Below are 23,780 nucleotides of genomic sequence, written 5' to 3'. Positions count from 1 at the left end.
ATGACCAATACATTGGTCGCTGTCGAAGGGGTGCATATGCTTCGCCGAACACTGCTTGCGCTGCTGGTCACCGGCGCCGTCATCGTCGGCGCCGAGGCCCCCGCGGGCGCGATCCCGGTGCCGCCGCCCGGCGGGGACCTGCTCATCGTCTTCGCCTACTACGCCGACTCGGCGAAGACCCAGCTCATCGGGCAGTCGTGGACCGGCTGCGGCCAGCCCGCCGGGAGTTGGGGCGTGACCTCGGGCATCCGTCAGGTCTTCTTCACGCCCTGCTGAACGCCCGCCGGTCAGGCGTCGCGGCGTGCCCGCCAGGCGCCGAGCCCGAGCGCAACCGCGACGTACCCGGCCAGGTCGAGGTAGGCGAGCCGGAGTGAGGGCAGGCGCGGCTTGGCGGCGACGGCGTGGACCTGTGCGACCACGTCCCCGGCGTTGGACAGCAGCAGACGTGACGGCAGGTAGGACCAGCCTTCCAGGGCGCGCGCCACCCCGTACGCGAGGAAGACCACGCCGATGAGGGCGGCGACCGCGGCGGCGGGGTGGCGGGTAAGGGCGCCGAGGCCGAAGCCGACCATGGCGATGACGGCCAGACACAGCCCGGCACCGGTCACCGCGCGCAGCACACCGGGGTCGGTGAGGCCGACGTCGAGATGCCGATCGGCGAGGACGGCCTGCCCGAGCAGGAAGAGGCCGAACGCGAGGAGCTGGCCGCACACCAGCGTGGTGGCCGCCACGACGGTGCCCTTGGCGACGTACACGACGCCACGGCGTGGGACCGCGGTGAGCGTCGGGACGATGGAGCCGGTGGCGTTGTCGCCGGTCGCGACGAGCACGCCGAGGACGCCGAACGCGAGCTGGCCGAAGGTCAGCCCGGCGAAAGCGCTGCCGACGGCGTCGAAGGACGCCCGGTCCGCCGCCGTGAGGGTGTCCCACGATCGCGTGGTGCTCAGCGTGTCAGCCAGGCCGAGCCCGACCCCCAGCACTGCGGCCGTGGCGAGGGCGAGCCAGGTGGACAGGACGGACCACAGCTTGATCCACTCGGCGTGGAATGCGCGGCGCAGCGCCAGGGGTGTCGTCATCGGATACCCCCTTCAACGCTGCGGTACCGGGTGGTGCCGGCGGTCAGGGCGAAGTACGCGGCTTCGAGGGAGGCGTGGCCGCGGGTGAACTCGTCGACACCGGTGTCGGCGAGGAGCCGGCCGGCGCCGATGACGAGCAGGTGGTCGGCGGTGAGCGCCATCTCGCTGATCAGGTGGCTGGAGACCAGGACGGTGCGGCCTTCGGCGGCGAGGTCGCGCAGCAGCGTGCGGATCCAGTGCACGCCTTCCGGGTCGAGGCCGTTGACCGGCTCGTCGAGGATCAACGTCGACGGGTCGCCGAGCAGTGCCGCGGCGATGCCGAGCCGCTGGCGCATGCCGAGGGAGAAGCTGCGTATCCGCCGGCCGGCGACGGAGGCCAGGCCGGTGCGTTCCAAGGCCGCCACGGCGCGGTGGCGGGGCAGGCCGTTGCTGGCGGCGAGCCAGCACAGGTGCCGGTAGGCGGTACGGCCACCGTGGAAGCCGGCCGCGTCGACCAGCGCGCCGACCTCGCGCAGCGGGGCGGGCAATGACCTGTACGGCCGGCCGTTCACCGTCGCCCGCCCGGACGTGGGTGTGGTCAACGCGAGCATCATCCGGATCGTGGTGGACTTGCCGGCGCCGTTCGGGCCGAGGAAGCCGGTGACCCGGCCCGGCTCGACGGCGAACGTCACCCGGTCGACGGCGGCGTTCCCGCCGTACCGTTTGGTCAGCTGTTGTACTTCGATCATGCCGTCGACGATGGCAGCGGTACGGGTGCGGCGTCGTCAGCCTGCGGGCAGGCACCGTATCTGCCATGCGGCATACGCCGGCCGGACGACGACGACCGCGCACGGGCGGCCGTAGGCTCGCGGCATGGAATCCGCACCTCGGCCGCCGTTGCGGCACCGGCTGCGGCCGGTGCACTGGCTGGTGCTTGACGTGGTCGCGGCCGCAGGATACGGCATCGTCGGCTGGGGTGTGCTTGGCGTCCGGATCGACCAGCGGCTTCTCGCGCTGGCGGGACTTGCGGTGGTGTGCGCGGCGCTCGTGGCCGCGCGCCGGTGGCCCGTGCCGGCGATGAGTGGCGCCCTGGCCGTCTTCTGGCTGACCCCGATCTCGGCCCGGCTCGGCTGGCTCGCGGCCGCACCGCTGGCCTACGCGCTGTATCGGGTGGCTGAGCGCTGTCCCATCCGGCTCGCGGCGGGAGCGTTGGCGGTCGCGCTCACCGGTCCGGTGGCGACAGCTCTGCCGTCGTTCCGGCATGCGGGCGGGGTGCTGCCGTTCGGCCTGCTGCTGGCGACGGCGTGGGCCGTCGGCGTCGCGGTCCACCAGCACCGCCGCTACACCGACGAACTGCTGCGCCATCAGCGCGCCCACGCCGAACGGCAGGCCACCGACGAAAGGATGCGCATCGCCCGGGAACTGCACGACGTCGTGGCGCACAGCATGGGCCTCATCACCGTCCAGGCCGCCTACGGCCGCCTCGTCGCCGACCGGCAACCGGCCACGGCGGCGGAGGCACTCACCGTGATCGAGACGACCGGCCGGGAGTCCCTTGCCGAGCTTCGCCGCGTCCTCGGCGTCCTGCGCGCACAGGAGCCCGCCGGAAGCGAGCCGGCGCCCGGCCTGGCCGACCTGCCCCGCTTGGCCGAGCAGACCGCCGCCGCCGGCGTCCGCGTCAACCTCACCATCGAGGGCGAGCCCGGCCCGCTCCCCACCGGGCTGGAGCTGTCCGCGTACCGCATCGTGCAGGAGGCGCTCACCAACGTCGTCAAGCACGCCGGCACCGGCCACGCCCGGGTCACCGTCGAGCACCGGCCCGGCACCGTGGTTCTCGAGGTGACCGACCACGGTCGCGGCGGCCCGGCCAGACCGGACGGACACGGCCTGGCCGGCATGCGCGAACGGGTCGCCCTCTACGGCGGGACGCTGCACGCCGGGCCGATGTCCGGCCACGGGTTCCGCGTGACCGCCCACCTCCCGCTGCCCGAGCGGCAGACCACATGACCGCCCGCGTCGTCGTGGCCGACGATCAGGCCCTGGTCCGCGTCGGCCTGTGCGGGATCGTCGAGGCCGCCGACGATCTCACCGTCGTCGGCCAGGCCGGCACCGGACTCGAGGCCGTCGACGCCGCCCACCGCCTCGCACCGGACGTCGTGCTCATGGACGTCCGCATGCCGGACCTCGACGGCATCGAAGCCACCCGGCGGATCACCGCGTCGACCAGCAGCCGCGTGCTGATCCTCACCACCTTCGACCTCGACGAGTACATCTACGGAGCACTGCGGGCGGGCGCCAGCGGCTTCCTGCTCAAAGACGCCCCGCCGCTCGACCTGCACGCGGCGATCCGGATCGTCGCCGGCGGCGAGGCGTTACTGGCGCCGACCGTGACCCGCCGGCTGATCGCCACGTTCGCGACCCAGCATCGACCGCCGGCTCCGCCTGCGGCTGGGCCGTCGAGCGGGCTGACCGGACTCACCGACCGAGAGCGGCAGGTCCTGTCGCTGGTGGCCGACGGGCTCACCAACGCCGAGATCGGCGCCCGCCTGCACATCACCGCCGGCACCGCCAAAACCCATGTCGCCCGGCTGCTGCACAAGCTCGCGGCTCGCGACCGGGTCCAGCTGGTGATCCTGGCCCACCGCGCGGGCCTGACGTCGGGCAGCTGACGCCGCCATCTGCCTTCTTGCTGGATGACCGTGTGCGGGTGGTCAGGGTCAGTCGTGTTTCAGCGCACGTGGTCGAGGGTGGCGACCTCGCGTACGGCCTCGGCGATGGCCCGGAAGTCCTTACGCAGGATCGCACCATGGTTGCTGGGGACCTTTACGCTGATCTTGATGTTCGGGTTGCGTTCGACGACCTGATTGAGACTGGCGCGAATGCGTTCCTGCCCATCGCCCTTGCTTCCGAAGGACGACCCCGACGCGACCACATACCGGGTCGGGACGGTGATGCGGTCCAGCACGGGGCCCAGTTCGCGCTCGCGGGCGAGCCTGCCGAGCTCGATGTTGGTGTTCGCCATCTGTTCGGCGTTCATCCGCGGGGTCAGCCCCGTCGGGCGCAGCAGCGGCATGAACCAGCTCATCCGCCGAAACAGCTTCCGGATGTGCTGCTCCATGGCCTCGTCGAGCCAGTCGTACGGCTGCGCGCCGTCGACCAGGACCGCGCCGACGGCACGGTGCGGGTTCCGGCTGGCCCAGTGCGCCGCGGCGAATGCTCCGTAGGACCAGCCCACCACGAGGGCGCGGTCGACACCCCGGGCCGCGAGAACAACATCGACATCCCGGACGACGGCCTCGAAGGAATAGTCCGCCGAGCGCTTCGATCTGCCGCGGGCCCGCTCGTCGTAGGTGATGTGCCGCCGCTGCGACCCCAGTTCGGCGATGACTCGCCGCCAGTACCGCTGATTGGCGAACTGGCCGTTGAGAAAGACCACGGGAACTCCGGGACCGCCGGTGTCGGTCACGGCCAGGGCCGTATCGTCGACCGGTACCATGCCGGTCCAGGCCGAGTTCGTCGGCTTCGAGGTAGTCATAGTTGTTTGTCGTCCGTGCCGGGTTTCCCGCTGATGGACTCCTGGTATATCTCGGCGTAGGTGCGCGAGTCCTTGATCAGGTCGTCGCAGAAGGCGGCCACGTCGTTGCCGGTGAGTTCCAGGACTCCTCTGCCGGCCGCGGCGCCTTCTTCGAAGAAGTCGACAATCCCTGAGAGCAGGCCCCCGTCAAACAGGTCGATCGGTCCGACCTTGAACAGGTACCGTTGCAGTTCCTCGTAGACGATCTGATAGTCCGGGGGAAGCGCCTTGACCCGCGCCATGTGTGCCCGCCACTGCTTCTTTCCCTCGATGATGTCTCGGATGCCCATGTCAGCCTCCCAGCCGGCCCAGTTTCCTTGCGACGTTCCTGTTCAACTGCTCGCGCCACCGGTCGCGGAAGGTCCGCGCCCCTTCTCCGCCGGCCAGCGCCGCACAGAAGCCTGGGATGTCGTCGCCCAGCACCTCGTGAATGCTCAGCCCGTCCGCGGATGATGCTTCGAGCAGCCCCAGGGCGGCGTCGAGGATCGGCGTCAGGTTGCGACCGGTGAAGTCTCCGTAGGGGAAGAGGTGAACCGTGATCTGTCCCCACGCCGCCTGGTAGTCCGCCGGCAATGCCCCGGCCCGGGCTGTGAACGCCTTCCATTCCCTGGTGAGGTCGTTGCCGGTGATGGTCTCCCAGAGGTTCATCTCCCACCCTCCTTGAGCTTGTCGATGCGTGACGAGAGGTACTCCCACTTCGCCCAGAACGTCGCCAGCTCTTTGCGTCCAGCGTCGTTGAGCACGTAGAACTTGCGCGGCGGACCCACCTCGGATGGTCGTTTCGTGACCTGGACGAGCCCGTTCCTCTCCAATCGCAGCAAGATGGTGTACACCGTCCCCTCGATGACGTCGGTGAAGCCGAGCTCGTTCAGCCGACGCGTGATGGCGTACCCGTAGGTCTCCTCGCTGCCGATGATGTGCAGCACGCAGCCCTCCAGCGTGCCCTTCAGCATCTCCGTCAGGTCGTCCATCGCGGCTCCTCTTCGGTCCCTGTGGTACCTCGTACCACCGAGTACCGCTATACCGTAGCACCGAGTACCGCTATGCGGTAGTGCCGAGTAGCGCGACCTGTGCGCCCAGAGACAGCTCCTGGGTCGGGGATCAGTCGAAGAGGGATAGGTCGATGGATTCCGCGAGGGCCGCGTAGCCTGCGTCGTTGCCGTGGAGGTAGTCGCCCATGTGCAGGTCGCTGTGGATGCGGGTGGGGTCGGACGGGTCGCGCCAGACGGCGTCGAAGTCGAGTACGCCGTCGAAGGCGCCGCTCGTGCGGATCCACGAGTTGACCTGCTCGCGCGCCTTGTCCCCCTCGGGTGAGTACATGTCCGAGCCGCCGTAGGGTGCGAGGGTCGCGGCGTAAGCCTTCGAGCCGTGCGCGCGGGCTCGAGCCACGAGTTGGAGGTGGGCTGCGATGATGTCGTCCACGGTGACGGGTGGGCCGGGGAACATCGCCAGGAACCCGGCTGTCTCCTCGGTGCGCGGGGCGAAGGAGAAGACGAGGTCGTTGCCCACTGCGATCACCACGTGACCGAGGCCCGGCGTGGCGAGGATGTCGCGGTCGAAGCGGGCGAGGGCGGCGGTGCCGATGCCGTCGGCGAGCATGCGGTTGCCGCCGATACCCTGGTTGACCACGCAGAGCGTCGGTCCGCCCCGGGCGGCCAGGCGCTCGGCGAGCAGGTCGGTCCAGCGTCGATCCGCGCCGGGGGTGGAGCCGATTCCATCGACGCGAGAGTCACCGATGACGGCGATGGCCTTTGCCGGTGTGTCGCGCTGCACTTCCACGGCCGTGATCAGGGCTTGGGCCGGCAAGACAGCTGCGTCCGTGGGCGGGGATGCGAGTGCGGTCGCGTCGCCGGGGATGATCCAGCCGAGTGTATGGAAGGTTCCGTGGCAGGTGGAGGCGTCGACTCGGCCGGGTAGGAAGAGGCTGATAGTCAGCCGCGACAGCGCGGGGGTACGGAGATCGATGGGGTCGCTGAGGATCGGTGCGCCCGCCGGTACGGTGGCGGTCGGCCTGCCGCTGAAGGTTACTGCTCGATCGCTTCCGTTCTCGATCGAGCCGTCGGAGTCCGCGATTCCGACACGGGCGGCGCCGACGGTGAGTGGTGCGGTTCCGTACTCGTTGCTGATGCGGATGCGGATGCTGTGTCCGCCACCGCTGACGCGGACGACTTGCCGCAGCGTCGAGTTCTCGAAGGGTTCGATGAAGGTCACGGAGTTGCCCGGTGCCTGTGGCGAGGCGCCCCAGGTACGAACCCATCCGAACGCGTCCGTGGTCGACCCCTCGGAGTTGGTGGGGTGGGTGATGCCGGCTGTCATGGTCGTTGTCCTTCCGTTGTCGGTGCCACGGCTGGCGTTCAGTGCGGTGGTGCGCGCAGCGTTCGGCGTCAGGCGGCTTGGCTTGTGGTGATGGAGCGTGCAGTTGGCGCGTTCACGGTCTGGCGCTTCCAGATCGATGCTCCGGCGCGAGGGTTGCCGGAGACGGGCGTGGGCTCGGTCGTGCCGGCGGCGTCGTTCTCCCGGTTGGCGATAGCAGCGGCCGGAGCGATGGGGGAGACATGTACGTGGACGAGGCCACCTTGCTTCACTCGCACACTTAGTATACCGAGACTACTTTCACTGTCAACGTAGGTAGTGCTCGGGGGTAGAGTGAAGACATGTTGGATGGAGTGGCGGTCGGGCGACGCGAGCGCAAGAAGGCGGCAACGCGGGCGGCGATCCTGGAGGCGGCTACGACGCTCTTCCTCGCACGCGGCTTCGACGCGGTAACTGTGCGGGAGATCGCGGACGAGGCCGACGTGTCACCCAAGACGGTCTTCACGCACTTCCCCCACAAGGAGGCACTTGTCTTCAGCGACGAGGATGAACGGCATGAACGCCTCATCGCCGCGGTGCGTGACCGCTTGGCGGGGACGTCGATTTCCGACGCGCTGAAGGCCCACTACCTCGCCGAGATCGTCGCGCTCCAATCCGAGCCCCAGCGCCAGATCCTCGCCCTCATGGAGGACACGCCGGCCCTGATCGACTACGCGGAGAAGATGTGGTTGCGCCACGAGGATGCTCTAGTCGCGACGATCACCGAGGAGTTCGGGCTCGCCGAGCCAAGTGACGAGATCCGCTTCTACGCCCGGTTTGCTCTGCACATCCAGCTCATCGCCACCCGCGAGGCCGATCCTGAGCCGGCCATCGATGCGGGATTCCGGCTCCTCGACAAGGGCTGGACGCCCTACTGCGAGACCGGAGGATAGAGCGCGGCCGTGACGGTTCGCGGAGCAACGTCATCACGTACGGCCTGTCCGGCCGATCACGAGACGAATTGATGTGGCTTCCTGGCTCACGCGGCTGGGATGGCGGGTCCGTGAGCGACCCGGACGCGACGCCGGACCCGCCCGGCCGTGCGAAAGTGGCTGCTCAAGTTGTGCGCTGGTCGCGGGGGAGGCGACCCTTAATCAGTTCTCCGGGTTGCCGAACCAGTGGACGGCGACCTTCTCGAAAGCGTCGCGATCGGGGGTGTGCTCACTCGCCCAGGCCACGACGCCGTCAGGTCGGATCAGCACGGCACCCAGCCCGAGGTCGTTGCGCACCGAACCGGACGCGTACCGGATCCGGCCCTCCCACCACTGGGCCGCGCCCTGCAGCGCGCGGTCGGTGCTGAAGTCGAGTACAACACCCTGGCCCTGGTGCATAAGGTCACCGAGGCGGGTCCCGTCGCCGAAGCGGAAGTCCGGGGCGCTCCGACCGACGAGCGGCTGCTGGCTCCCCAGGTCGTACCGGTTGAACAGTCCCGATGTCTTGCGGTAGACGTGGGTCGTTCCGTCGGGGGTGCTCATCAGGTCGCGGACCAGTTGCCGCAGCGCGGGGGCGTTGGGGCCGGGCTTCATGGTCGCTACCTGGGCTCGTGACCAGTCCAGCACCGATGCGCCGACGGGGTGGCGCTCGCTGGTGTAGCTGTCGAGCAGACCGTCAGGTGCGTAGCCGTGCACGGTGGCGGCTAGCTTCCACCCCAGGTTCACGGCGTCGCCGATGCCGAGGTTGAGCCCTTGGCCGCCAAGGGGAGAGTGGATGTGTGCGGCGTCGCCGGCGAGCAGGACGCGGCCCTGCCGGTAGGTTGTCACCTGCATCGCGCGGTCGGTGAAGCTTGAGGCGAGATGGACCTCGTTCAGCGTCACGTCGGTGCCGCAGATGCGGCGCAGGACCGTCTGGAGGTGGTCGCGGGTCAGCGGCTGCGAGCGGTCGAAGGTGCCGCCGTCGAAGTCCATCATGCCCAGGTGTCCTTCGAGGGGCGTGCGCAGGTACATGCCGGTCAGCGTCAAGTTGAACCCGAGGGGCAGTTGCCGCGGGTCGGCGAAGGTGACTTGTGCGACGTAGCCGGTGAACAGCGGATCGGTGCCGACGAAGTCGAAGCCCGCGAGCTCGCGTACCGCGCTGCGGCCGCCGTCGCATCCGACGAGCCAGTGCGCCCGGTACTCCTTCCCGCCCGCGGTGACGCCCACGGCCTCGTCGTCCTGCGTCACGGCCGTGACGGGAGCGCCCCGAACGATCTGCACACCGAGCGCGGCGGCCCGCTCCGACAGCACCGACCCGACCGCTTCGAGGCTCGTCATGAAGCCCTCCATCGCCGGGCTGGGCAGCCGGAACGGGAGAGCGGCCGCGTCGATGTCGGCCGCGTCGAGCGTGATGCCCGCGAAGTGGCTCAGGCCACGAGGGGCGGGCGGCTCGATCGCCTCGGGATCCGCGCCGACGTTCTGCGGGTCGACGCCGGAGGCCTTTGCCATTGCTTCCAGCAGGCCGCGGCGGTAGAACGCCTCGGCCGAACCGGCGGTCAGGCCCCGCAGGCCGAGCGGGAGCGCCTTCCACGAGGAGCTCGATTCCTGGTCTCGCTCGAGTATCAGGACAGAACAGCCGGACAGGGCGAGTTCGTTGGCCAGGAACAGGCCGACCGGGCCGGCGCCCGCGATGATGACGTCGTGCACGAGAGGTTTCCCTTCTTGAACGATCACTGATAGACCCGATCGGGTCCGTGGGTCATCGGAGCTTGCTGATGCCGTCGAGGACGATGGCGATGCCGGTGAGGAACTGCTCGCGGTCGTCGTGCTCTCGTATCTGGCCGACAATGGCGTGCATGAACGGGTAGTCATCGGGGTCGAGTTCCTGCCACGCCATTGACGCTGCGCCGAGGAACTCTTCGCGGTCGACTTCGACGTCTGAGGTGTCCCCGTCGATGCGGGCGTTCTGGCTGACGGCGCCGAGGATGTAGTGCACGAGCGTCGAGGTCGCGTCGAACCAGGCCGCTTGCGGCACGCCCAGGGCGCCCACCTGCCGGCCGATCCGCTCGAAAATCCCCACCGTTACCGGGCCGACCGGGTTGCGGACGATCTGGAGGGTGAGTCGCGTGGCGAGCCACTGGTGTTCGGCGATGGCGTCGAACAGGGCCAGCGCAACGACGCGGATCTCGTCCTCGGGCGTGGCCGAAGCCCCGGCGGGCTTGGTCGCCAAAGCAGCGGTGATGACGGTTTCGGTCGCCGCGTCCAGGAGCTCGTCCCGGGTGCCTACGTGGTAGTAGATCGCCCCGGCCCCGGTGGCCAGGCGCTCGGTCATCGCCCGGACGGTCAACGCGCGCTCGCTGCCCGTGTCGAGCAGCTCGATAGCGGTATCGATGATCTGCTCCCGGGAGAGCACCTGATTGCGCCGCTGTGCCTGGCGTGCCCGCGTTGCCATACCTCGATCGTGCCACGTTTGGTACGCTGAACCAAATTAGTTCGCTGTACTAATTTGGCGTGCTAGAACAGCGCACCAAAGGTGCGAACTGGCCCATACCCTGCCGCCCGCAGCAGGGTATGGGATTCTGCTGTTATCTGGATCACATGGCACGGAGAACCGCGGGGCGGTCGGGCGACGTCTGGCCTGGTGTGAAACGAAGCCTGGCCGAGCTCGACGAGGGTGAGCTGCTCAAGCGCACCGCCCGCGGGGATCGGCGCGCGTTCGACGAGCTGTACCGGCGGACGGCGCCGTGGCTGACCGTGCGGCTGCGGCGGCGCTGTGCCGATGAGGAGCTCGTCGCCGATGTACTGCAGGAAACCTACCTGGCCGTGTGGCGCGCCGCCGAGAGTCAGGCGCGGTCCGGGGCCGAGGGTAGCGCCCTGGGGTGGCTGTGGACGATCGCGGCGCACCGGCTGGTCGACGCGTTCCGGCGGCGGGCGCGGCAGGAGCGCGTGCCCGTGGTCGACGCGGCGGGAACCGTCGTGCCGGCGGCGGAGGAGCAGGCACTGGCCGGCGGGCTCGAGGGCAACCTCGAGCGGGCGCTGCTGGAGCTGCCGCCCGAGCTGCGGCAGGTGCTGCGGGCGATGGTGCTCGACGGGCTGAGCGTCCGCGAGACGTCGCTGCTGCTCGGCGTGCCCGAAGGTACCGTCAAGACCCGCGCGCGGCGGGCCCGGAACGCGCTGCGGGAGGCGCTGTCGTGAGCATCCACCCCGAATTTACGCTCATCGAGCGGTACGGCGCCGGCGCCGGCGGGCTCGACGACGCCTCGGTCTGGGCGATCGAGGCACACCTGGAGGGCTGCGACGGCTGCCGGCGGATCCTCGCCGGCGCGATCGACGACAGGACCCGGGCGCTGCTCGACCGGGTCGCCCTCGGGGTCGCCGCCGGGCTGGACCGTGGCCCTGCGCCGGCCCCGCGGCGGCGGGCGCGGCGCAGCGGCATCGCCGCCCGGGTGCTGCCGTGGCTCGCGACCGCGACCGCGCTCATGCTCGCCGCGGTGCTGTTCGAGCGGACCTTCGAGTGGCTGCCATCGCTGGTGCTGCTGCTCGCCCCGGTCGCGCCGCTGCTGCCGGTCGCCGCGGCTTGGAGCCGGCGCACCGACCCGGCCTGGGAGCTCATCGCGGCCACGCCCCGCGCCGGGGCCGGGCTGCTGCTACGGCGCACCCTGGCCGCGCTCGCCGCGGTCATCCCGGTCCTGGCCCTGGCCGGCTGGTGGACCGGGCACGCCCCGGCGCTGTGGCTGCTGCCCTGTCTCGCCTTCACCGCGGGGACCCTGGCGCTGGGCGGGCCGGGCCGGGTCGACCGGGCCGCGGTGGCGCTGGCGGCCGGGTGGGCCGCGGCCGTCGTCGCGCCCAGCCTGGCGACCGCGCGGCTGCCGGTCGTGCTGTCCGCGGGCAGCTGGCCCGGCTGGGCCGCGGCGATCGCGGTGCTGGCCGCCGTCGTCGGCGTCCGGGCCCTGCGAAACGAATCCAACCACGGAATGGGAGCACGATGATGCGCACGGTCACGTCGGCCGAGACGGCCCCGGCCCGGCACGCCTGGGCCGTGCACGCCGAGCGGCTGCGGGTGAAGGCCGGGCGGCACCTGGCCGTCGACGGGCTGGACCTGGCCCTCGACACGGGTGTCCACGGCCTGCTGGGGCCCAACGGCGCCGGGAAGTCCACGCTGATGCGGGCGTTGGCGACAGTACTGCGACCAGCCGCCGGCCGCCTCCGGTTGCTCGGTGACGACGTCACGGGCCGGGCCGGCCTGCGCCGCATCCGCCGCGAGCTCGGCTATCTGCCGCAGCACTTCGGCTACTACCCGCGGTTCACCGTGCGGGAGTTCGTCGAGTACATGGCGTGGCTCAAGGAGATGCCCCGCGCCGACATCCCCGGCGCGGTCCAGCGGGCGGTCGACCGGGTCGGGCTCACCGCCAAGGCCGACGCGCGGATGAAGACGCTCTCCGGCGGCATGCTGCGCCGCGCCGGGATCGCGCAGGCGATCGTCAACGACCCGCGGGTGCTGCTGCTCGACGAGCCCACCGTCGGGCTCGACCCCGAGCAGCGCCTGGACTTCCGTACCTTGCTGCGCGAGCTCGGTACCGACGCGTGCGTGCTGGTCTCCACCCACCTCGTCGAGGACGTCGCCGCCGCCTGCAATGACGTGGTGCTGCTCGACGCCGGCCGGCTGGTCTGGCAGGGTGGCGCGGCGCGGCTGGCCGAGCACGGCGCGGATGCCGGGGCGCCCGGCGACAGCGCGACCGAGCGCGGGTACTCTGCCCTGCTGCGCGAACACCGCGGGCCGGGTGCGCGATGAGCCGCATCCTCGGCCTCGAGCTGCGCCGCTCCGCCGCCGCCGGGGCCGGGCTGCTCGCCCTCGCCACCGGGGCCCTGCTGCTCACCTTCCCGCAGGCGTTCGCCGGCCGCTGGCTGCAGCTGGCCGTCACCGGGCGGCTGCTGCTCATGGTGCTCGTCCCGGTCGCCCTCGCCGCCGGGGCGTGGCTGGGCCGGCGGGAGGGCCGCAGCCGGGTCGGCGAGCTGTTCGCCAGCACCGCCCGGCCGCGCTGGCAGCGGGTCCTGCCACCGGCGGCCGCGCTCGCCGCGACCCTCGTCGCCGCGTACGCGCTCATCCACGTCATCGGCGCGGCCTGGGTCGTGCCCACGTCCGGGTACTTCCCGGCCGCCGCGCCCGCCGTCGCCGCCGTCGGGGCGCTGTCCCTGGTCGCCGCGGCCTGGCTCGGCATGGCCGCCGGGCGCGCGTTCCCGCGCCTGATCACCGCGCCCGCCCTCGCCGTGGCCGGCTTCGGCCTCGCCGGTGTGCTGCCTCAGTGGCTGGCCAGCCGCGGCGGGATCGGTGCCCCCGAGCCGACCGTCGTGCTGCTCTCGCCGATCCTCGACGGCAACATCGACGACTACCAGACCGTCACCTGGCGGGTCACCGCGTTGCAGGCGCTGTGGATCGCCATGCTCGCGGCCACCGGGCTGCTGCTGCTCGGCGCGTCCAGCCGCCGCACCACGGCGCTCGCCCTCGTCCCCGCGCTCGCGGCCGGCGCCGTGACCATGCCGCTGCTGCCCCGGGGCGGGTACGCGGCGCTGCCGGAGGCGGACCCCGCCGCCGTACGGCTGGTCTGCGACACGACCGGCGCGCCGGTCTGCGTCACCCGCGTCCACGCCGGGCTGCTCGCCGGCGTCACCCCGCCCGCCCGGCAGGCCCTCGAGCTGGTCGCGGCCAGGTTCCCCGGCGGCCCCACCCGCGCGGTCGAGACGGTCCGCCCGGGCCGGGGCCCGCACTCGGTCCTTCCGCCGCCGGTCCGCCACGCCGCCGACACGGTGGTCTTCGACTCCCCGTCCTTCACCGCCGACGGCCGGGCCGACCTCTCCGACGGGTTGTTCCTGCCGCTGTTGCTCATGTCGATCTGGGACCAGGACTGCGGTGAGGACACCGTCGACGCCGACGAGGTCTGGGCGGCCCGGGGCGCCGCCGCGGCCTGGCTGCGCGGCACCCCGCCGCAGCCGCGGACCGGCCTGTCGGACGAGAACGTGGCGGTGGCGACGGCGCTGTACCAGACGCTGACCGCCCAACCCCAGGACGAGCAGCGCCGCCGCATCCTGGCCGCGCGGGAGGCTGCCCTCGCCTGCGATGCGGCGGCGATGCCCGCCATCCTCGAGGAGGGCTCGTCGTGAGGTGGGTTTGGCTGTACCTGCGCGCCCGCCGCGTCCCCGCCGCCCTCGCCACCTCGACGGCGCTGCTGGCCGCGGCGTGGGCGGGCCATCTGCTCTGGTCCGACAGCCGGCTCGTCAACGCAAACCTGGTCGCGCTGACGGTGCTGCTGGGGGTGAGCGCGCTCGCCGCCACCCTCGGCGGGCCGGACGAGGACCTGGAGCGCACCGCGCCGGTACGGTGGCCGCTGCGCCGAGTCGTGCACCTGCTCGCCGCCGCCCTGGCCGTGGGCGTGCCGCTGGCGCTGACGGCGCTCACCGCGGCCCGCTTCGGCCCGCTCGGGCTCGTGGTGCGCGACCTCGCCGGGTTGCTGGGGCTCACGGCGCTCGGGGCGGCGGTGGGCGGGGCCGGACGGTCCTGGATCGCGCCGCTGGGCTGGACGCTGGTCGCCGTGGCACCGTTCCTCGACCCGTCCCACAGCGTGCGCCTGCAGGTGCTGTGCTGGCCGGTGCAGCCGGCGGGAAACACGGCGGCGTGGATTTGCGCGGCCGTACTCGCCGCAGGTGGCACGATCGCCTACGCCTGGCGGGGCGGCCGGGCCGCAGCGCGCTGAGGACCGTGCGCAGTAGACTGGAGAGTGGCTCTGACGCATAAGGAAGTCTTCGAACGGTACATGTACGCCGGTGCGGTCACCCGGAACCCGGACGCGATGGCCGCACTGTTCACCGATGACGGCGTGTACGACGCCCCACTCGCTCCCGACGGCCATCCGCTGCACCGACGCCTGGTGGGCCGCGACGCGATCCGGTCCGGCATCAGCGTGTACCACCAGCAACCGACCTACCAGGGCGCGGTGAACCTGGAACGATCCGCCTTCGTCCTGCACGACACCGCCGACCCCGACGTGTTCATTGCCGAGATCGACGTCGCCTTCGACGAAGCCGACGGGCGGCGGACGACGATGGCGCTCGTACAGATCTTCCGCCTCCGCGAAGGGAAGATCGCCATGCTTCGCGACTACTTCTCGGAGCTGCCATCCGTCGCCGCTGACGACGACTCGAGCTGATCCCGTCGCTCCGGCGGCCAGTCTTCACGCTGATCGGGGAGACTGGCCGCCGGAGTCTCCCAGCGCACGGTCGTCGGCCACGAGCGCGTGTCGGTTCGCGACGACCGTGGAATTGACGAGCGGTACTACGTCCTGCGATGCTACGTTCCACGTAATAGTGGAGGTGGCATGTCCGGGCTCACCGAGTTCGGCCGGTTCTCGGAGCCGGCGTTGCTCGTTCTCGTCAGCCTTGCCGAGGGCCCCAAGCACGGGTACGCGATGCAGGACGACATCGCCGCCCTCACCGGGGAGCGCCCCGGCCCCGGCACGCTGTACGGGGCGATCCGCCGTTTGGAGGAGCTGGGGCTCATCGAGGCCCTGCAGGAGCAGGAGCGCCGCAAGCCCTACCAGCTCACCGCCAGCGGCCGGGCCGCGCTGCAGGCGGAGCTGTCGCGCATGCGGGCCGTCGCCGGGACCGGCCTGCGCCGGTTGGCCCTGTCATGAGCCGCGCGGTCCGGCTGGTCATCGCGCTGTACCCGCGCCACGTCCGGGACCAGTACGGCCCGGAGATCGCCGACCTGCTCAGCCACTCGCGGCGGCCGCTGCGTGACCTGGCCGACGTGGCACGTTGCGCGCTCGTCGAACGAATGCAGGCGCTCACGTACGCGCGGCTGCGTCCCTACCTGAACGCGACCACCGGCCTGGTCGCCGCACCCGTGGCCTTCGCCGGCGCCTATCTCATGCTGTACACCCTCTGCGCGTGGATATTCGCCGCCGTCGCCGCCGTTGCCGGCGCATCGGTCACCGCCGAGTCCGCGCGCATCGTGCCGGCGGCAGCGGCCCTGCCGGTCGCCGCCGGGGCGATCTGGCTGGCGGGACACGCGCGGCTGCCGTTCACCTCGGCGCTCGCGCCGGCCGGGCTCACCCTCGGCGCCCTGCCGGTGATGCTGCTCATCACCGCTATCGGCCGATGGCCCATGGTCGCCGCCGTCGGCGGCTGGGGGGTGACGACCGGGGCACTGTCCACAGTGGCCGCCGCACTGGTTCGCCGGGGACATCGGCGCCGCGCGGTGCTCACGATGGCGTTCGGTGGCATCCTGGCGTGCGAGCTGGCAATCGCCGTGTACAGCCTGTCGGTTTTCGACTCGGTGAGCGTGGCCGTCGCCGCCTACCCGGTAACCTCGCTCGGCATCGATCCGCAGTTGATGGGCGACCCGACCAGCCGGGTGGCCGACGCGATGACGATCCTGCCCGCGTTGCTCACCAGCTGCACCGCCTACGCCCTCGGGCTGGCGACCACCACGCAAACCGGTGGCCCGACGACCGTTCCCACGCGGCGGGGAGCGGCATGAGGCGCACCGCGTCCGTACTCGCGCTCGATCGTCCGCACCGACGCCATGGCCGGCGTGAGAGCCCATTACCTTGCGCCGTCGGCTTCTTCGGTCTCTTCGGCAAGTTCGGCCAGGATGTCGGCGGCGTCCTGGTTGCCGCCGGCCGCCAGGCGACGTAGCTCGTCAAGGTCATCGCGTTCCTGCGCGAGCTCGACGAGCTGGTCGACGGCGTCCGTGCTTCCGGCTGCTGCGAGGCGGCGCAGCTCGTCCATGTCGCCCCGTTCGGCTGCGCGTTCGACGAGCTCGCCGACGGTGTCCTGATCACTGTCTCCGCCGATGCCTGCCAAAGCGAGAAGGTCCTCCTTGTTCATACCCGCTTCCTTTCCTCATCACCGCTGCCGGAGACGAGGTCGGCGAGAGCATCTGCGACGGCTTGTTCGCCGCGGAGGTGGATCGTGACGTGCCCGGCCGCGACCGGGTGCACCTCGCCTCGGGGTACGGACCTGGCGAATGCAGTGTAGAGCCGGAACTTGGCTTCGATCTCCTCGTGCAAGAGGGACTCGGGGATGCCCTGGGAGACAACAGTTTTGAACGGGTCGACCTGGGTGGAGGACAGGATCCGCAGCGGTACGTCGGGCAGTGGGCCGGCGGCGCGGATCTCGGCGTTGAGCTGCTCGACGTTGCTCGCCTCCTGGAAGCCGACCTTGAGTCCGCGTGGGCTGACGTGGTAGGCGATGAGCGGCTCGCGGATCTGCGGTGGCCAGCCGGCCATCTCCTGCCGGAAGAGGCCGCTGTAGAGCTGGATCATCTCGTCGGGCAGGTTGTCGAAGGCCGCTGCGGCCTCGGCGGGGTCGAAGCTCTCCCAGATCTCGCGCAGCTGTGCGGGCATGGCGGAGTTGTAGTCCTCGTGCGCTGGGTCCAGCAGTAGCAAGGCGGCCACCTCGTCGGGGAACCTGGTCGCGTAGTGGCGCGCGTACAGGCCGCCCAGCGAGTGCCCGACGAGCACGTAGGGGCCTTGGAGAGCGGCGTCGTGCAGCAGTGCGCGCAGTTCGTCGGTCACCTGGGTCGACGTGCGGGGCAGGTCGGCGGGCACGCCGTCTCCCGTTCCGGCGCGGTCGTAGATCACGCTGGTGGTCAGCTCCGCGGCTCTGCGGTGCACATTCCAGTAGTCGCGGCCGATGGCTCCGCCGCCGGATAGGAACACGACCGGTGGCCGGCCGTTGTCGGTCGCGTTGAGCGTTTCCATATTTGGGAATGGTACCAGATGTGGAAAAGTGGAGGCGTGGACATCGTTGACCTGCTCCTGCACCCGGTGCGGATCCGCATCGTGCACGCCTTCGCCGGTGGCCGGACCCTCACCACCGCCGAACTCGGCGAGCGACTCCCTGACGTGCCCAAGACCACCCTGTACCGGCACGTCGGCACGCTTGCGGCAGCCGGGCTGCTGGAGGTCACCGCGGAGCAGCGGGTACACGGCGCCGTGGAACGGACCTACCGGCTCGATCGGGCACGCACACGTATCAGCCCGCAAGATGCGGCGGCCATGACGCTGGACGATCACCGGCACGGGTTCGCCGCCGCCATGGCCGCCCTGCTCGCCGACTTCAACGCCTACCTCGACCGGCAGAACGCCGATCCCACCGCCGACATGGTCGGGTACGTGCAGGTCCCGCTCTGGCTCAGCAAGGAGGAAGTGGCATCGATGGCTGAGCAGGTGCGCGAGATGCTTGCAGCCAAGATGGACAACGCGCCGAAATCGGGGCGTCAGCTCTACCTGCTCAGCCCCATCCTCTTCCCGATCGACCAGAGCTGAACCCGTCGTTCGTCAGCCGACGCGCATCGCCCTTCGGTGACCAGCTGATGCCCTAGCGTTGCTGTTGGAGCACCTGTGCCAGTCTCGGCAGTGCGTCGAGGGGGTCGGGTTCGGCGGGGACCATCACGACGCTGGTGGCGCCGGCGGCGTGCCGGGCCGCGATCTGCGTGCGCACTTCGTCGGGTGTCCCGGCCAGCGACAGTTCCCGCAGCCAGGCGTCGGGCATCGTTGCCGCGAACTCCTCGGGACTGCAGGACGCCTGGCGGTGCCGCGCCAGATCGGCCGCGAAGGGCAGCGGGGCGAGGTGCGGCGCCCAGTCTGGCTCGCCGATCCAGGTCAGGCCGGGTCGTACCAGGCCGCGGGCCCGGTGTCCGTCGGGGCCGACGACCGCGGCGTCGTAGGTGATGACCTCTGACCCGGATCCGTGGATAGGGATACAACACGGCGTGGCATAGATGAACGGATGCCTTGTCAGCAGGGATGATTGGACTTGTCTAGGGACCAATCCGTCGCTGTGAGAAGGACACCCGTTCGGTGCAGAGGATACCTGGTTTGGCAGGTCGGGTGCGTGTCGGTGCACCGGACGCGTCGTTGACGCCGGTGTCGGGTGTGGTCGCGGTGGCCGAGTTGGTCGGCCGGTTGGGCGTGACCGCCGCGTTGGACGACGCAGTCGGTGCGATCAAGCAGCGGGACCGGGGCCTGTCCGCGGGGCAATTCCTGGTCGCGGTGGCGCAGGCGCAGATGTGCGGTGCGCAGTTCTGGACCGGGCTGGACCGCCGCCGTGCCGATCCGGCCGGGGAGGCGCTGTCGGCGGTGGCCACACCGGCCTCGACCACCGCGGTGCAGCTTGCTGACCGGTTCGGCCCGGCCCAGGTGGCCGGGGTAGAGGAAGGCATCGGGGAGATCGTGGGCCGGGTGGTGGGACTGCTGCCGGCCAGACGGCGCGCGGTGCTGCGTACGGGTGGGGCCACCATCGACCTGGACGGCACCGATGTGGAGTGCTACGGGGCCAAGAAGGAAGGGATCGCCTACAGCTACAAGGGTGCCCGGGCCGGGCGTCCGCACGTGGCCACGTGGGCGGAGGCCGGCCTGGTCACCGCGGCGGACCTGCTCGCAGGGGACGAGGACCCGCGCCCGGGGGCGGGATCGCTGATCGAACGCAGCGTGGCCACCCTGCGCGTGGCCGGGGTCAGCGTGCGGCCGAAGGTGCGCGGCGATGTGGGCTACTTCGCCAAGGACATCGCGGCCGCCGCAGTGGCGGCTGGTTGCGACTTCTCCCTGGGGGTGACCCGCAACCCGGCGGTCTGGCGGGCCGCCGCCGCGGTCCCGGACACGGCGTGGCACACGGCAAAGCGGATGAAGGGTGCCCAGGTTGCCGTCTGCGACTACGCGCCGGCCGGGTGGCCACCGGGCACCACGTGCGTGGTGCGGCGGGTCAAGGTCCGCGCCGCCGACGTCTCGACCGATCCACGGGCCCGTCGCCGGCGCACCATCCCCAAGGACCAACTCGCCCTGGCTCTGGACGGCCTCGTCGGCCACGTGTACGCGTACTCGTTCATCGCCACCAACCTGGACGTGTCCACCCCAGCCAGGGCGGTCGCGGTCGAGGCGTGGCACCGGATGCGCACCGACATCGAAGACCGCATCCGCGACGCCAAGCACGGCGCCGCGCTGCGGCACCTGCCCTCAGCCAGCCGGGCAGCGAACACGGTGTGGATGTGGGGTGCGCTGCTGGCCGTGAACCTGTCCGCCTGGCTGCAGGAACTGGCCGGTCTGGACGGCGGTGACGGACGCGGCCGGGCCCATCTGGGCACCCTGCGGCATCGGCTGCTGACAGTCCCGGCCCGGCTGGTCCGCCACGCCGGGCAGCTCACCCTGCGACTACCCCCAGACCAACAACGCCTCGCCGAAGTTCTGCCCCGACTGCGCCGACTACCGATCTGGACCTGACCACCAGGCCCGACCGGCCCGAACACCCCACCGAGACCAGCGAACCCGGCGCCACCGGGCCACAACCATACCCACCGGCAGAAACACCGCATCACCCATCGCCCATCAGTGATATGCGTCAATCACGCCGCCGCTATCCACGGATCCGGGTCTGATGCGGTTGAGGCGAGGCGCTCGATCGAGTCTCGGATGTAGGGCGGTGCGGCGGGCTCGGCCAGGAGTAGCCCGTCGGAGACCTGTCCGGCGATGGCGATCGACTTCGGGCCACGGACGCCGAGCACGATCGGTGGTACCACCTGCGGCGTTTCGCCGATGATCACGCCCTCGACGTTGACGTAGTGCCCGGCTGCGGGGCCGGGTTCGCCGCGGATCAGCGTGCGGAGGGCGACCGTGTATTCGCGCAGTAGCGTGAGGGGGCTGGCCGGGCGGGCGCCGACCTGGCGCATCCAGTCGGGCATGCCGTGCCCGATGCCGGCGATGAGCCGGCCGGGGAACAGCTGGGCGAGGGTTGCGAGCTCCATCGCGGCGAAGGCGGCGTTGCGGGCGCCGGCGGGCAGGATGCCGATGCCGACCACGATCTGTGAGGTCGCTGCCAGGACGGCACCGGCTTGGGCCACGCCGCCGCGGAATCCCAGGTCTTCCACGACCCACAGCTCGTCGAACCCGAGTTGCTCGGCTCTGCGGGCGTAGGTCAGGACCTGGTTTGCGGGAAGGTCCCGCGGCAGCATCACCCCGACACGGGTCATGGCGACAACCTCCGGTTTGCTGGTCAGGAACGGATTGACGGTGCGATGACGACTCAGGCCGTGGCGAACGTCGTTTCGCCGTGGCGGCCGGGCCCCGTGGCGGCGTCGATCGCCTGGGCGGTCGCGGCGGCGCCGGTGAACAGGTGGGTGTGCAGGCCGGCGCGCTCGGCGGCGTGGATGTTCTCGGCGCGGTCGTCGATGAACAGCACGCGGTCGGGGGTCAGGCCGAGCTTGCGGCAGCACCACAGGTAGGCGTCGGCGTCCGGCTTGGCCCGGCCGATGCGGCAGGAGAAGGCGGCGAGGTCGAAGTGGCGCAGCCACCGGGCGTGGTGCCGTTCGTAGTGGCTCGCGAGTTCTTCGGGGATGTTCGACAGCAAGGCCAGGCGTACCCCCGCCGCTGCGGCGCGTTCGATCAGGGTGACCATGTCGTCGTCGACGGCGCTCCAGCTGGCGACGTCGGCGGCGATGAGGGCGGTGACGCGGTCTTCGTCGAAGGTGGTGCCGAGGGCGGTGGCGACCCATCGCCAGTACTCGGCGCCGGTGATCTGGCCCAGGTCGTAGGGGGCGCGCAGCCGCCAGTACGCGTCCCAGAACGCGGTGGCCGGAGCATCCGCCGTCGCGGCGAGTGCTCGTTTGGCCGCTGGGGATTGATTGCGGGCGATGACCCCGAACAGGTCGAACAGGATGACGTCGGGCACGTCGATCACGCCTTGTGGACGATGGTGCCGGCGGCGGTGAGCGCGTTCGTGTCGTCTTCGGCGGCGTCGTCGGTGGTGACGACCATGCTGAAGGCGGACACGGGCGCCACGTAGGCCAGGGCCGTGCGGGAGAACTTGGCCGGTTCCGCGGCCACGATCACGCGGTGGGCGGAGGCGATGATCGCCCGTTTGATCGCGGCGTCGGCGAGGTCGTAGGCGGTCATCCCGTCCGGGGTCAGTCCGCAGCAGCCGAGGATTGCGGTGTCGAAGCGCAGCGCGGCCAGGGACGCCTCCGCGAGGGGGCCGGTGAGCGCGAGCTCGTCGGGGCGGGGTTCGCCGCCGGGCAGCAGCAGCCGCAGCTGCGGGGCGCCGACCAGGGCGTTGGCCGCGTGCATCGACAGCGGCATAACCGTGAGCCGACGCGGCGCGAGCAGGCGGGCGACCTCCAGGCAGGTGGTGCCGCTGTCGAGCACGATGGCCTCGCCGTCGACGATCAGGTCGGCGATCGCCTCGGCGATGCGCCGCTTGGCGTCTTGGCCCTCGTGCGTGCGCACGGCGAACGGCGGCTCCTCGCCGCGCAGCGTGAGGCTGCGCGCGCCGCCGCGGTAGCGCTCCAGCATCCCCTGGTCGGCCAGCTGCTCCAGGTCGCGGCGCACGGTCATCTCGGAGGTCCCGGTCAGCTCCGCCAGCTGGGTCACGCCGACCTGGCCGGCCTGCTGCACGGCGTCGAGGATCCGCCGGTGGCGGTCGCTGATCGTCATGCCGCTATTGAACACCACCGGGAATGATCAAAGCAACATTTCAAACGCGGATTATGTTAGTGGTGTTTGAAAGTGTGTTCATTGCTCCGTGGGTGGCCCGGGCTGTCACCTTCGCCTGCTTCCTGCTGTGCGGCGTCGTGGAGGGAGTGCCAGCACGACCATGACGGCGGTCGCGGCCGCCGGGGTGATCCTGGCCCTGGCATCCATCGCCGGCCTGCCCTGCGCCGAGCCCGCGACCGCCGTCCGGCCCGCCACCAAGCCCGGCCGGCGCTCCACCTCACCGCGGATCCGGGCACATCGCCCCCGCGGCCGCCGCCACCACGCCCCTTTGCGGATGTTGTATCCCTATCCGCGGATCCGAGTCAGATGGCGCGGGCGACGGCGATCGTCGAGTGCAGCCGCGGACCGGCCTCATAGAACATGTACTGCACGCCGTCCTGGGTGCCGAACGAGGCGGCGGCGCTGCGCCCGTTGTCGGGGGCGCCGGTCATCGCGTAGTGGAAGACGCCGAGATGGATCTCGCGGTCGAGGTTCAGGCCGACCTCGGTGATGAACATGTTGCCGCCGTTGCCGTGGTAGATGACGTAGGCGGTGCCGTTGCGGGTCACGAACGTCGGCGCCGCGATGTCGACCTGCCCGTCCGGCCCCGGCGTGACCAGCGGGGTCGGGTCGAACTGGAACGTCTTACCCGTCGATGACCAGCCCCAGAAGATCTTCCGGGTACCGTTCGTGACGCCCATGAACAGCATGATGTACTTGTTGCCCAGCCCCGCCACGCTGTGCTCGAAGACGCGGGCGTACGACGTCTCCGTCGAGCCGGGGATGACGCCGGTGTGCAGAACCCGGCCGTGATAGGTGAAGTGGATGCCGTCGTTGGACCAGGCCATCCGGGTCGTCGTGTTCTCGCCGTGGAAGTACAGGTAGAACTGGCGCGCGGCGGCGTCCCAGATCACGTGGGGCGAGGACACGTGGCTCACGCTGTAGTGCGGCGACCAGACGTTGGCGATGATCGGGTTGTTCGGGTACTCCGTGAACTGGCCCCCGAGCGAGTTACCGTAGGCGAGGCAGATCCCGCCCGGCGCGTCGTGCGGCGCGTAGTACAGGTAGTAGCGGGCGAGCGCGGTGCTGACCTTGTCGGAGACCCCGCGGATGCAGGGGAAGATCAGCTCGTTGGTGGGGTTGTAGCGCAGGTTCGCCTTGGTGAACGGCGTGCCGATGTACCGGTAGCTCGGGAACCCGGCCGGTGCCGCGAAGGCCGGGGTCGCACTCGTCGCGGCGCCGAGGCCACCGGCGGCGGCCGCTCCGCCGAGCAGCACCGCGCCGCGCAGCACCTGCCGGCGATCCATGGGGACGCTCATGGTCACACCTCCGTCTCATCGATCGATTGATCGATGAGTCTCGCGGTTCC

General features: G+C 70.9%; 30 protein-coding genes. 14 read left to right on the top strand and 16 right to left on the bottom strand.

Annotated elements, in window-relative coordinates; all coding sequences use genetic code 11:
• Window positions 1-36: 36 nt before the first annotated feature.
• Entirely contained in the window at window positions 37-276 is a 240-nt protein-coding gene (locus tag ACQPY0_RS35625) for a DUF6289 family protein (protein ID WP_432970745.1), read from the top strand.
• A gap of 11 nt (window positions 277-287) precedes the next feature.
• On the opposite strand, the gene ACQPY0_RS35620 is transcribed toward ACQPY0_RS35625, so the two are convergent.
• Together ACQPY0_RS35620 and ACQPY0_RS35615 are read right to left on the bottom strand one after the other, a co-directional pair.
• Window positions 288-1,076: an ABC transporter permease gene (locus tag ACQPY0_RS35620; RefSeq protein ID WP_432970742.1), complete on the bottom strand. Its 789-nt coding sequence runs from the start codon at window positions 1,074-1,076 to the stop codon at window positions 288-290.
• Complete coding sequence (locus ACQPY0_RS35615) at window positions 1,073-1,804, bottom strand: ABC transporter ATP-binding protein (RefSeq protein WP_432970739.1); 732 nt, start codon at window positions 1,802-1,804, stop codon at window positions 1,073-1,075. Before ACQPY0_RS35615 ends, ACQPY0_RS35620 begins: the two co-directional genes overlap by 4 nt.
• 124 nt (window positions 1,805-1,928) lie before the next feature.
• Here ACQPY0_RS35615 and ACQPY0_RS35610 point away from each other — a divergent pair, with 124 nt between their 5' ends.
• Together ACQPY0_RS35610 and ACQPY0_RS35605 are read left to right on the top strand one after the other, a co-directional pair.
• On the top strand, window positions 1,929-3,062 hold the full coding sequence (locus tag ACQPY0_RS35610; protein ID WP_432970736.1) for a sensor histidine kinase: 1,134 nt from the start codon (window positions 1,929-1,931) through the stop codon (window positions 3,060-3,062).
• Window positions 3,059-3,724: a response regulator gene (locus tag ACQPY0_RS35605; protein WP_432970733.1), complete on the top strand. Its 666-nt coding sequence runs from the start codon at window positions 3,059-3,061 to the stop codon at window positions 3,722-3,724. The genes ACQPY0_RS35610 and ACQPY0_RS35605 overlap by 4 nt, the downstream gene beginning before the upstream one ends.
• A gap of 59 nt (window positions 3,725-3,783) precedes the next feature.
• Here ACQPY0_RS35605 and ACQPY0_RS35600 read toward each other — a convergent pair whose 3' ends face one another.
• The 5 genes from ACQPY0_RS35600 to ACQPY0_RS35580 all read right to left on the bottom strand — a co-directional run bounded on the left by ACQPY0_RS35600 (window position 3,784) and on the right by ACQPY0_RS35580 (window position 6,945).
• Window positions 3,784-4,590 carry an alpha/beta fold hydrolase gene (locus ACQPY0_RS35600; protein WP_432970730.1) on the bottom strand — a complete coding sequence of 269 codons (807 nt, stop codon included), beginning with the start codon at window positions 4,588-4,590 and terminating at the stop codon, window positions 3,784-3,786.
• Window positions 4,587-4,919 carry a DUF1048 domain-containing protein gene (locus tag ACQPY0_RS35595; protein WP_432970727.1) on the bottom strand — a complete coding sequence of 111 codons (333 nt, stop codon included), beginning with the start codon at window positions 4,917-4,919 and terminating at the stop codon, window positions 4,587-4,589. Before ACQPY0_RS35595 ends, ACQPY0_RS35600 begins: the two co-directional genes overlap by 4 nt.
• A 1-nt stretch (window position 4,920) precedes the next feature.
• Window positions 4,921-5,277 (bottom strand): DUF1048 domain-containing protein, encoded by a 357-nt coding sequence (locus ACQPY0_RS35590; protein ID WP_432970724.1) that lies wholly within the window; start codon window positions 5,275-5,277, stop codon window positions 4,921-4,923.
• Window positions 5,274-5,600, bottom strand: coding sequence for a PadR family transcriptional regulator (locus ACQPY0_RS35585; protein WP_432970721.1), 327 nt, complete (start codon window positions 5,598-5,600; stop codon window positions 5,274-5,276). The genes ACQPY0_RS35590 and ACQPY0_RS35585 overlap by 4 nt, the downstream gene beginning before the upstream one ends.
• Before the next feature lie 130 nt (window positions 5,601-5,730).
• Complete coding sequence (locus ACQPY0_RS35580; RefSeq protein WP_432970718.1) at window positions 5,731-6,945, bottom strand: SGNH/GDSL hydrolase family protein; 1,215 nt, start codon at window positions 6,943-6,945, stop codon at window positions 5,731-5,733.
• A gap of 338 nt (window positions 6,946-7,283) precedes the next feature.
• Here ACQPY0_RS35580 and ACQPY0_RS35575 point away from each other — a divergent pair, with 338 nt between their 5' ends.
• Window positions 7,284-7,874 carry a TetR/AcrR family transcriptional regulator gene (locus ACQPY0_RS35575; protein WP_432970715.1) on the top strand — a complete coding sequence of 197 codons (591 nt, stop codon included), beginning with the start codon at window positions 7,284-7,286 and terminating at the stop codon, window positions 7,872-7,874.
• A 201-nt stretch (window positions 7,875-8,075) separates the two neighbouring features.
• Here the strand turns inward: ACQPY0_RS35575 and ACQPY0_RS35570 are convergent, their stop codons facing one another.
• Together ACQPY0_RS35570 and ACQPY0_RS35565 are read right to left on the bottom strand one after the other, a co-directional pair.
• On the bottom strand, window positions 8,076-9,599 hold the full coding sequence (locus tag ACQPY0_RS35570) for an FAD-dependent monooxygenase (protein WP_432970712.1): 1,524 nt from the start codon (window positions 9,597-9,599) through the stop codon (window positions 8,076-8,078).
• 52 nt (window positions 9,600-9,651) lie between these two features.
• Window positions 9,652-10,344 (bottom strand): TetR/AcrR family transcriptional regulator, encoded by a 693-nt coding sequence (locus ACQPY0_RS35565; protein ID WP_432970709.1) that lies wholly within the window; start codon window positions 10,342-10,344, stop codon window positions 9,652-9,654.
• Window positions 10,345-10,535: 191 nt separating this feature from the next.
• Between ACQPY0_RS35565 and ACQPY0_RS35560 the strand changes: the two genes are divergently transcribed.
• From ACQPY0_RS35560 to ACQPY0_RS35525, 8 genes are all read left to right on the top strand, one after another.
• Entirely contained in the window at window positions 10,536-11,087 is a 552-nt protein-coding gene (locus ACQPY0_RS35560; RefSeq protein WP_432970706.1) for an RNA polymerase sigma factor, read from the top strand.
• Window positions 11,084-11,881, top strand: a complete 798-nt coding sequence (locus ACQPY0_RS35555; protein WP_432970703.1) for a zf-HC2 domain-containing protein — start codon at window positions 11,084-11,086, stop codon at window positions 11,879-11,881. The genes ACQPY0_RS35560 and ACQPY0_RS35555 overlap by 4 nt, the downstream gene beginning before the upstream one ends.
• On the top strand, window positions 11,881-12,684 hold the full coding sequence (locus ACQPY0_RS35550) for an ABC transporter ATP-binding protein (protein ID WP_432995510.1): 804 nt from the start codon (window positions 11,881-11,883) through the stop codon (window positions 12,682-12,684). The genes ACQPY0_RS35555 and ACQPY0_RS35550 overlap by 1 nt, the downstream gene beginning before the upstream one ends.
• A complete protein-coding gene (locus ACQPY0_RS35545) occupies window positions 12,681-14,051 on the top strand; it encodes a hypothetical protein (RefSeq protein WP_432970700.1) in 1,371 nt (456 codons plus the stop codon). The genes ACQPY0_RS35550 and ACQPY0_RS35545 overlap by 4 nt, the downstream gene beginning before the upstream one ends.
• Window positions 14,048-14,641 carry a hypothetical protein gene (locus ACQPY0_RS35540; protein ID WP_432970698.1) on the top strand — a complete coding sequence of 198 codons (594 nt, stop codon included), beginning with the start codon at window positions 14,048-14,050 and terminating at the stop codon, window positions 14,639-14,641. The genes ACQPY0_RS35545 and ACQPY0_RS35540 overlap by 4 nt, the downstream gene beginning before the upstream one ends.
• A 24-nt stretch (window positions 14,642-14,665) precedes the next feature.
• Window positions 14,666-15,094, top strand: a complete 429-nt coding sequence (locus tag ACQPY0_RS35535; RefSeq protein WP_432970695.1) for a nuclear transport factor 2 family protein — start codon at window positions 14,666-14,668, stop codon at window positions 15,092-15,094.
• Window positions 15,095-15,262: 168 nt separating this feature from the next.
• Window positions 15,263-15,577: a PadR family transcriptional regulator gene (locus ACQPY0_RS35530; RefSeq protein WP_432970692.1), complete on the top strand. Its 315-nt coding sequence runs from the start codon at window positions 15,263-15,265 to the stop codon at window positions 15,575-15,577.
• On the top strand, window positions 15,574-16,425 hold the full coding sequence (locus ACQPY0_RS35525; protein ID WP_432970689.1) for a hypothetical protein: 852 nt from the start codon (window positions 15,574-15,576) through the stop codon (window positions 16,423-16,425). Before ACQPY0_RS35530 ends, ACQPY0_RS35525 begins: the two co-directional genes overlap by 4 nt.
• Window positions 16,426-16,490: 65 nt before the next feature.
• On the opposite strand, the gene ACQPY0_RS35520 is transcribed toward ACQPY0_RS35525, so the two are convergent.
• Together ACQPY0_RS35520 and ACQPY0_RS35515 are read right to left on the bottom strand one after the other, a co-directional pair.
• Entirely contained in the window at window positions 16,491-16,775 is a 285-nt protein-coding gene (locus tag ACQPY0_RS35520; protein WP_432970686.1) for a hypothetical protein, read from the bottom strand.
• The gene (locus ACQPY0_RS35515; RefSeq protein WP_432970683.1) at window positions 16,772-17,650 is read right to left on the bottom strand and encodes an alpha/beta fold hydrolase; all 879 of its coding nucleotides are present in this window, start codon (window positions 17,648-17,650) and stop codon (window positions 16,772-16,774) included. Before ACQPY0_RS35515 ends, ACQPY0_RS35520 begins: the two co-directional genes overlap by 4 nt.
• A 66-nt stretch (window positions 17,651-17,716) precedes the next feature.
• On the opposite strand from ACQPY0_RS35515, the gene ACQPY0_RS35510 reads away from it, so the two are divergent.
• On the top strand, window positions 17,717-18,217 hold the full coding sequence (locus ACQPY0_RS35510; protein WP_432970680.1) for a helix-turn-helix domain-containing protein: 501 nt from the start codon (window positions 17,717-17,719) through the stop codon (window positions 18,215-18,217).
• Between the two features lie 52 nt (window positions 18,218-18,269).
• Here the strand turns inward: ACQPY0_RS35510 and ACQPY0_RS35505 are convergent, their stop codons facing one another.
• The gene (locus ACQPY0_RS35505) at window positions 18,270-18,722 is read right to left on the bottom strand and encodes a hypothetical protein (protein WP_432970677.1); all 453 of its coding nucleotides are present in this window, start codon (window positions 18,720-18,722) and stop codon (window positions 18,270-18,272) included.
• Between the two features lie 59 nt (window positions 18,723-18,781).
• Between ACQPY0_RS35505 and ACQPY0_RS35500 the strand changes: the two genes are divergently transcribed.
• A complete protein-coding gene (locus tag ACQPY0_RS35500; protein ID WP_432970674.1) occupies window positions 18,782-20,167 on the top strand; it encodes an IS1380 family transposase in 1,386 nt (461 codons plus the stop codon).
• A 122-nt stretch (window positions 20,168-20,289) separates the two neighbouring features.
• Here ACQPY0_RS35500 and ACQPY0_RS35495 read toward each other — a convergent pair whose 3' ends face one another.
• The 4 genes from ACQPY0_RS35495 to ACQPY0_RS35480 all read right to left on the bottom strand — a co-directional run bounded on the left by ACQPY0_RS35495 (window position 20,290) and on the right by ACQPY0_RS35480 (window position 23,730).
• Window positions 20,290-20,913 carry an LLM class flavin-dependent oxidoreductase gene (locus ACQPY0_RS35495; protein ID WP_432970671.1) on the bottom strand — a complete coding sequence of 208 codons (624 nt, stop codon included), beginning with the start codon at window positions 20,911-20,913 and terminating at the stop codon, window positions 20,290-20,292.
• Between the two features lie 53 nt (window positions 20,914-20,966).
• On the bottom strand, window positions 20,967-21,620 hold the full coding sequence (locus ACQPY0_RS35490; protein WP_432970668.1) for an HAD family hydrolase: 654 nt from the start codon (window positions 21,618-21,620) through the stop codon (window positions 20,967-20,969).
• Complete coding sequence (locus ACQPY0_RS35485; protein ID WP_432970665.1) at window positions 21,617-22,372, bottom strand: DeoR/GlpR family DNA-binding transcription regulator; 756 nt, start codon at window positions 22,370-22,372, stop codon at window positions 21,617-21,619. The genes ACQPY0_RS35490 and ACQPY0_RS35485 overlap by 4 nt, the downstream gene beginning before the upstream one ends.
• 362 nt (window positions 22,373-22,734) lie before the next feature.
• Window positions 22,735-23,730: a hypothetical protein gene (locus ACQPY0_RS35480; RefSeq protein ID WP_432970662.1), complete on the bottom strand. Its 996-nt coding sequence runs from the start codon at window positions 23,728-23,730 to the stop codon at window positions 22,735-22,737.
• Window positions 23,731-23,780 lie beyond the last annotated feature (50 nt).

Source organism: Dactylosporangium sp. CA-233914, assembly GCF_050942935.1.
Lineage (GTDB): Bacteria > Actinomycetota > Actinomycetes > Mycobacteriales > Micromonosporaceae > Dactylosporangium.
The sequence above is the reverse complement of the archived record's forward strand: the minus strand, read 5'-3'. Positions and strand labels throughout refer to the sequence as shown.

Bases quoted from the DNA above. Each gene is read 5' to 3' on its own strand.
- ACQPY0_RS35580 (WP_432970718.1), bottom strand. From the start codon at position 6,945: ATGACAGCCGGCATCACCCACCCCACCAACTCCGAGGGGTCGACCACG.
- ACQPY0_RS35545 (WP_432970700.1), top strand. From the start codon at position 12,681: ATGAGCCGCATCCTCGGCCTCGAGCTGCGCCGCTCCGCCGCCGCCGGG.
- ACQPY0_RS35525 (WP_432970689.1), top strand. From the start codon at position 15,574: ATGAGCCGCGCGGTCCGGCTGGTCATCGCGCTGTACCCGCGCCACGTC.
- ACQPY0_RS35530 (WP_432970692.1), top strand. From the start codon at position 15,263: ATGTCCGGGCTCACCGAGTTCGGCCGGTTCTCGGAGCCGGCGTTGCTC.
- ACQPY0_RS35480 (WP_432970662.1), bottom strand. From the start codon at position 23,730: ATGAGCGTCCCCATGGATCGCCGGCAGGTGCTGCGCGGCGCGGTGCTG.
- ACQPY0_RS35520 (WP_432970686.1), bottom strand. From the start codon at position 16,775: ATGAACAAGGAGGACCTTCTCGCTTTGGCAGGCATCGGCGGAGACAGT.
- ACQPY0_RS35515 (WP_432970683.1), bottom strand. From the start codon at position 17,650: ATGGAAACGCTCAACGCGACCGACAACGGCCGGCCACCGGTCGTGTTC.
- ACQPY0_RS35620 (WP_432970742.1), bottom strand. From the start codon at position 1,076: ATGACGACACCCCTGGCGCTGCGCCGCGCATTCCACGCCGAGTGGATC.
- ACQPY0_RS35600 (WP_432970730.1), bottom strand. From the start codon at position 4,590: ATGACTACCTCGAAGCCGACGAACTCGGCCTGGACCGGCATGGTACCG.
- ACQPY0_RS35625 (WP_432970745.1), top strand. From the start codon at position 37: ATGCTTCGCCGAACACTGCTTGCGCTGCTGGTCACCGGCGCCGTCATC.
- ACQPY0_RS35550 (WP_432995510.1), top strand. From the start codon at position 11,881: ATGCGCACGGTCACGTCGGCCGAGACGGCCCCGGCCCGGCACGCCTGG.
- ACQPY0_RS35565 (WP_432970709.1), bottom strand. From the start codon at position 10,344: ATGGCAACGCGGGCACGCCAGGCACAGCGGCGCAATCAGGTGCTCTCC.
- ACQPY0_RS35610 (WP_432970736.1), top strand. From the start codon at position 1,929: ATGGAATCCGCACCTCGGCCGCCGTTGCGGCACCGGCTGCGGCCGGTG.
- ACQPY0_RS35585 (WP_432970721.1), bottom strand. From the start codon at position 5,600: ATGGACGACCTGACGGAGATGCTGAAGGGCACGCTGGAGGGCTGCGTG.
- ACQPY0_RS35605 (WP_432970733.1), top strand. From the start codon at position 3,059: ATGACCGCCCGCGTCGTCGTGGCCGACGATCAGGCCCTGGTCCGCGTC.
- ACQPY0_RS35615 (WP_432970739.1), bottom strand. From the start codon at position 1,804: ATGATCGAAGTACAACAGCTGACCAAACGGTACGGCGGGAACGCCGCC.
- ACQPY0_RS35495 (WP_432970671.1), bottom strand. From the start codon at position 20,913: ATGACCCGTGTCGGGGTGATGCTGCCGCGGGACCTTCCCGCAAACCAG.
- ACQPY0_RS35590 (WP_432970724.1), bottom strand. From the start codon at position 5,277: ATGAACCTCTGGGAGACCATCACCGGCAACGACCTCACCAGGGAATGG.
- ACQPY0_RS35595 (WP_432970727.1), bottom strand. From the start codon at position 4,919: ATGGGCATCCGAGACATCATCGAGGGAAAGAAGCAGTGGCGGGCACAC.
- ACQPY0_RS35485 (WP_432970665.1), bottom strand. From the start codon at position 22,372: ATGACGATCAGCGACCGCCACCGGCGGATCCTCGACGCCGTGCAGCAG.
- ACQPY0_RS35575 (WP_432970715.1), top strand. From the start codon at position 7,284: ATGTTGGATGGAGTGGCGGTCGGGCGACGCGAGCGCAAGAAGGCGGCA.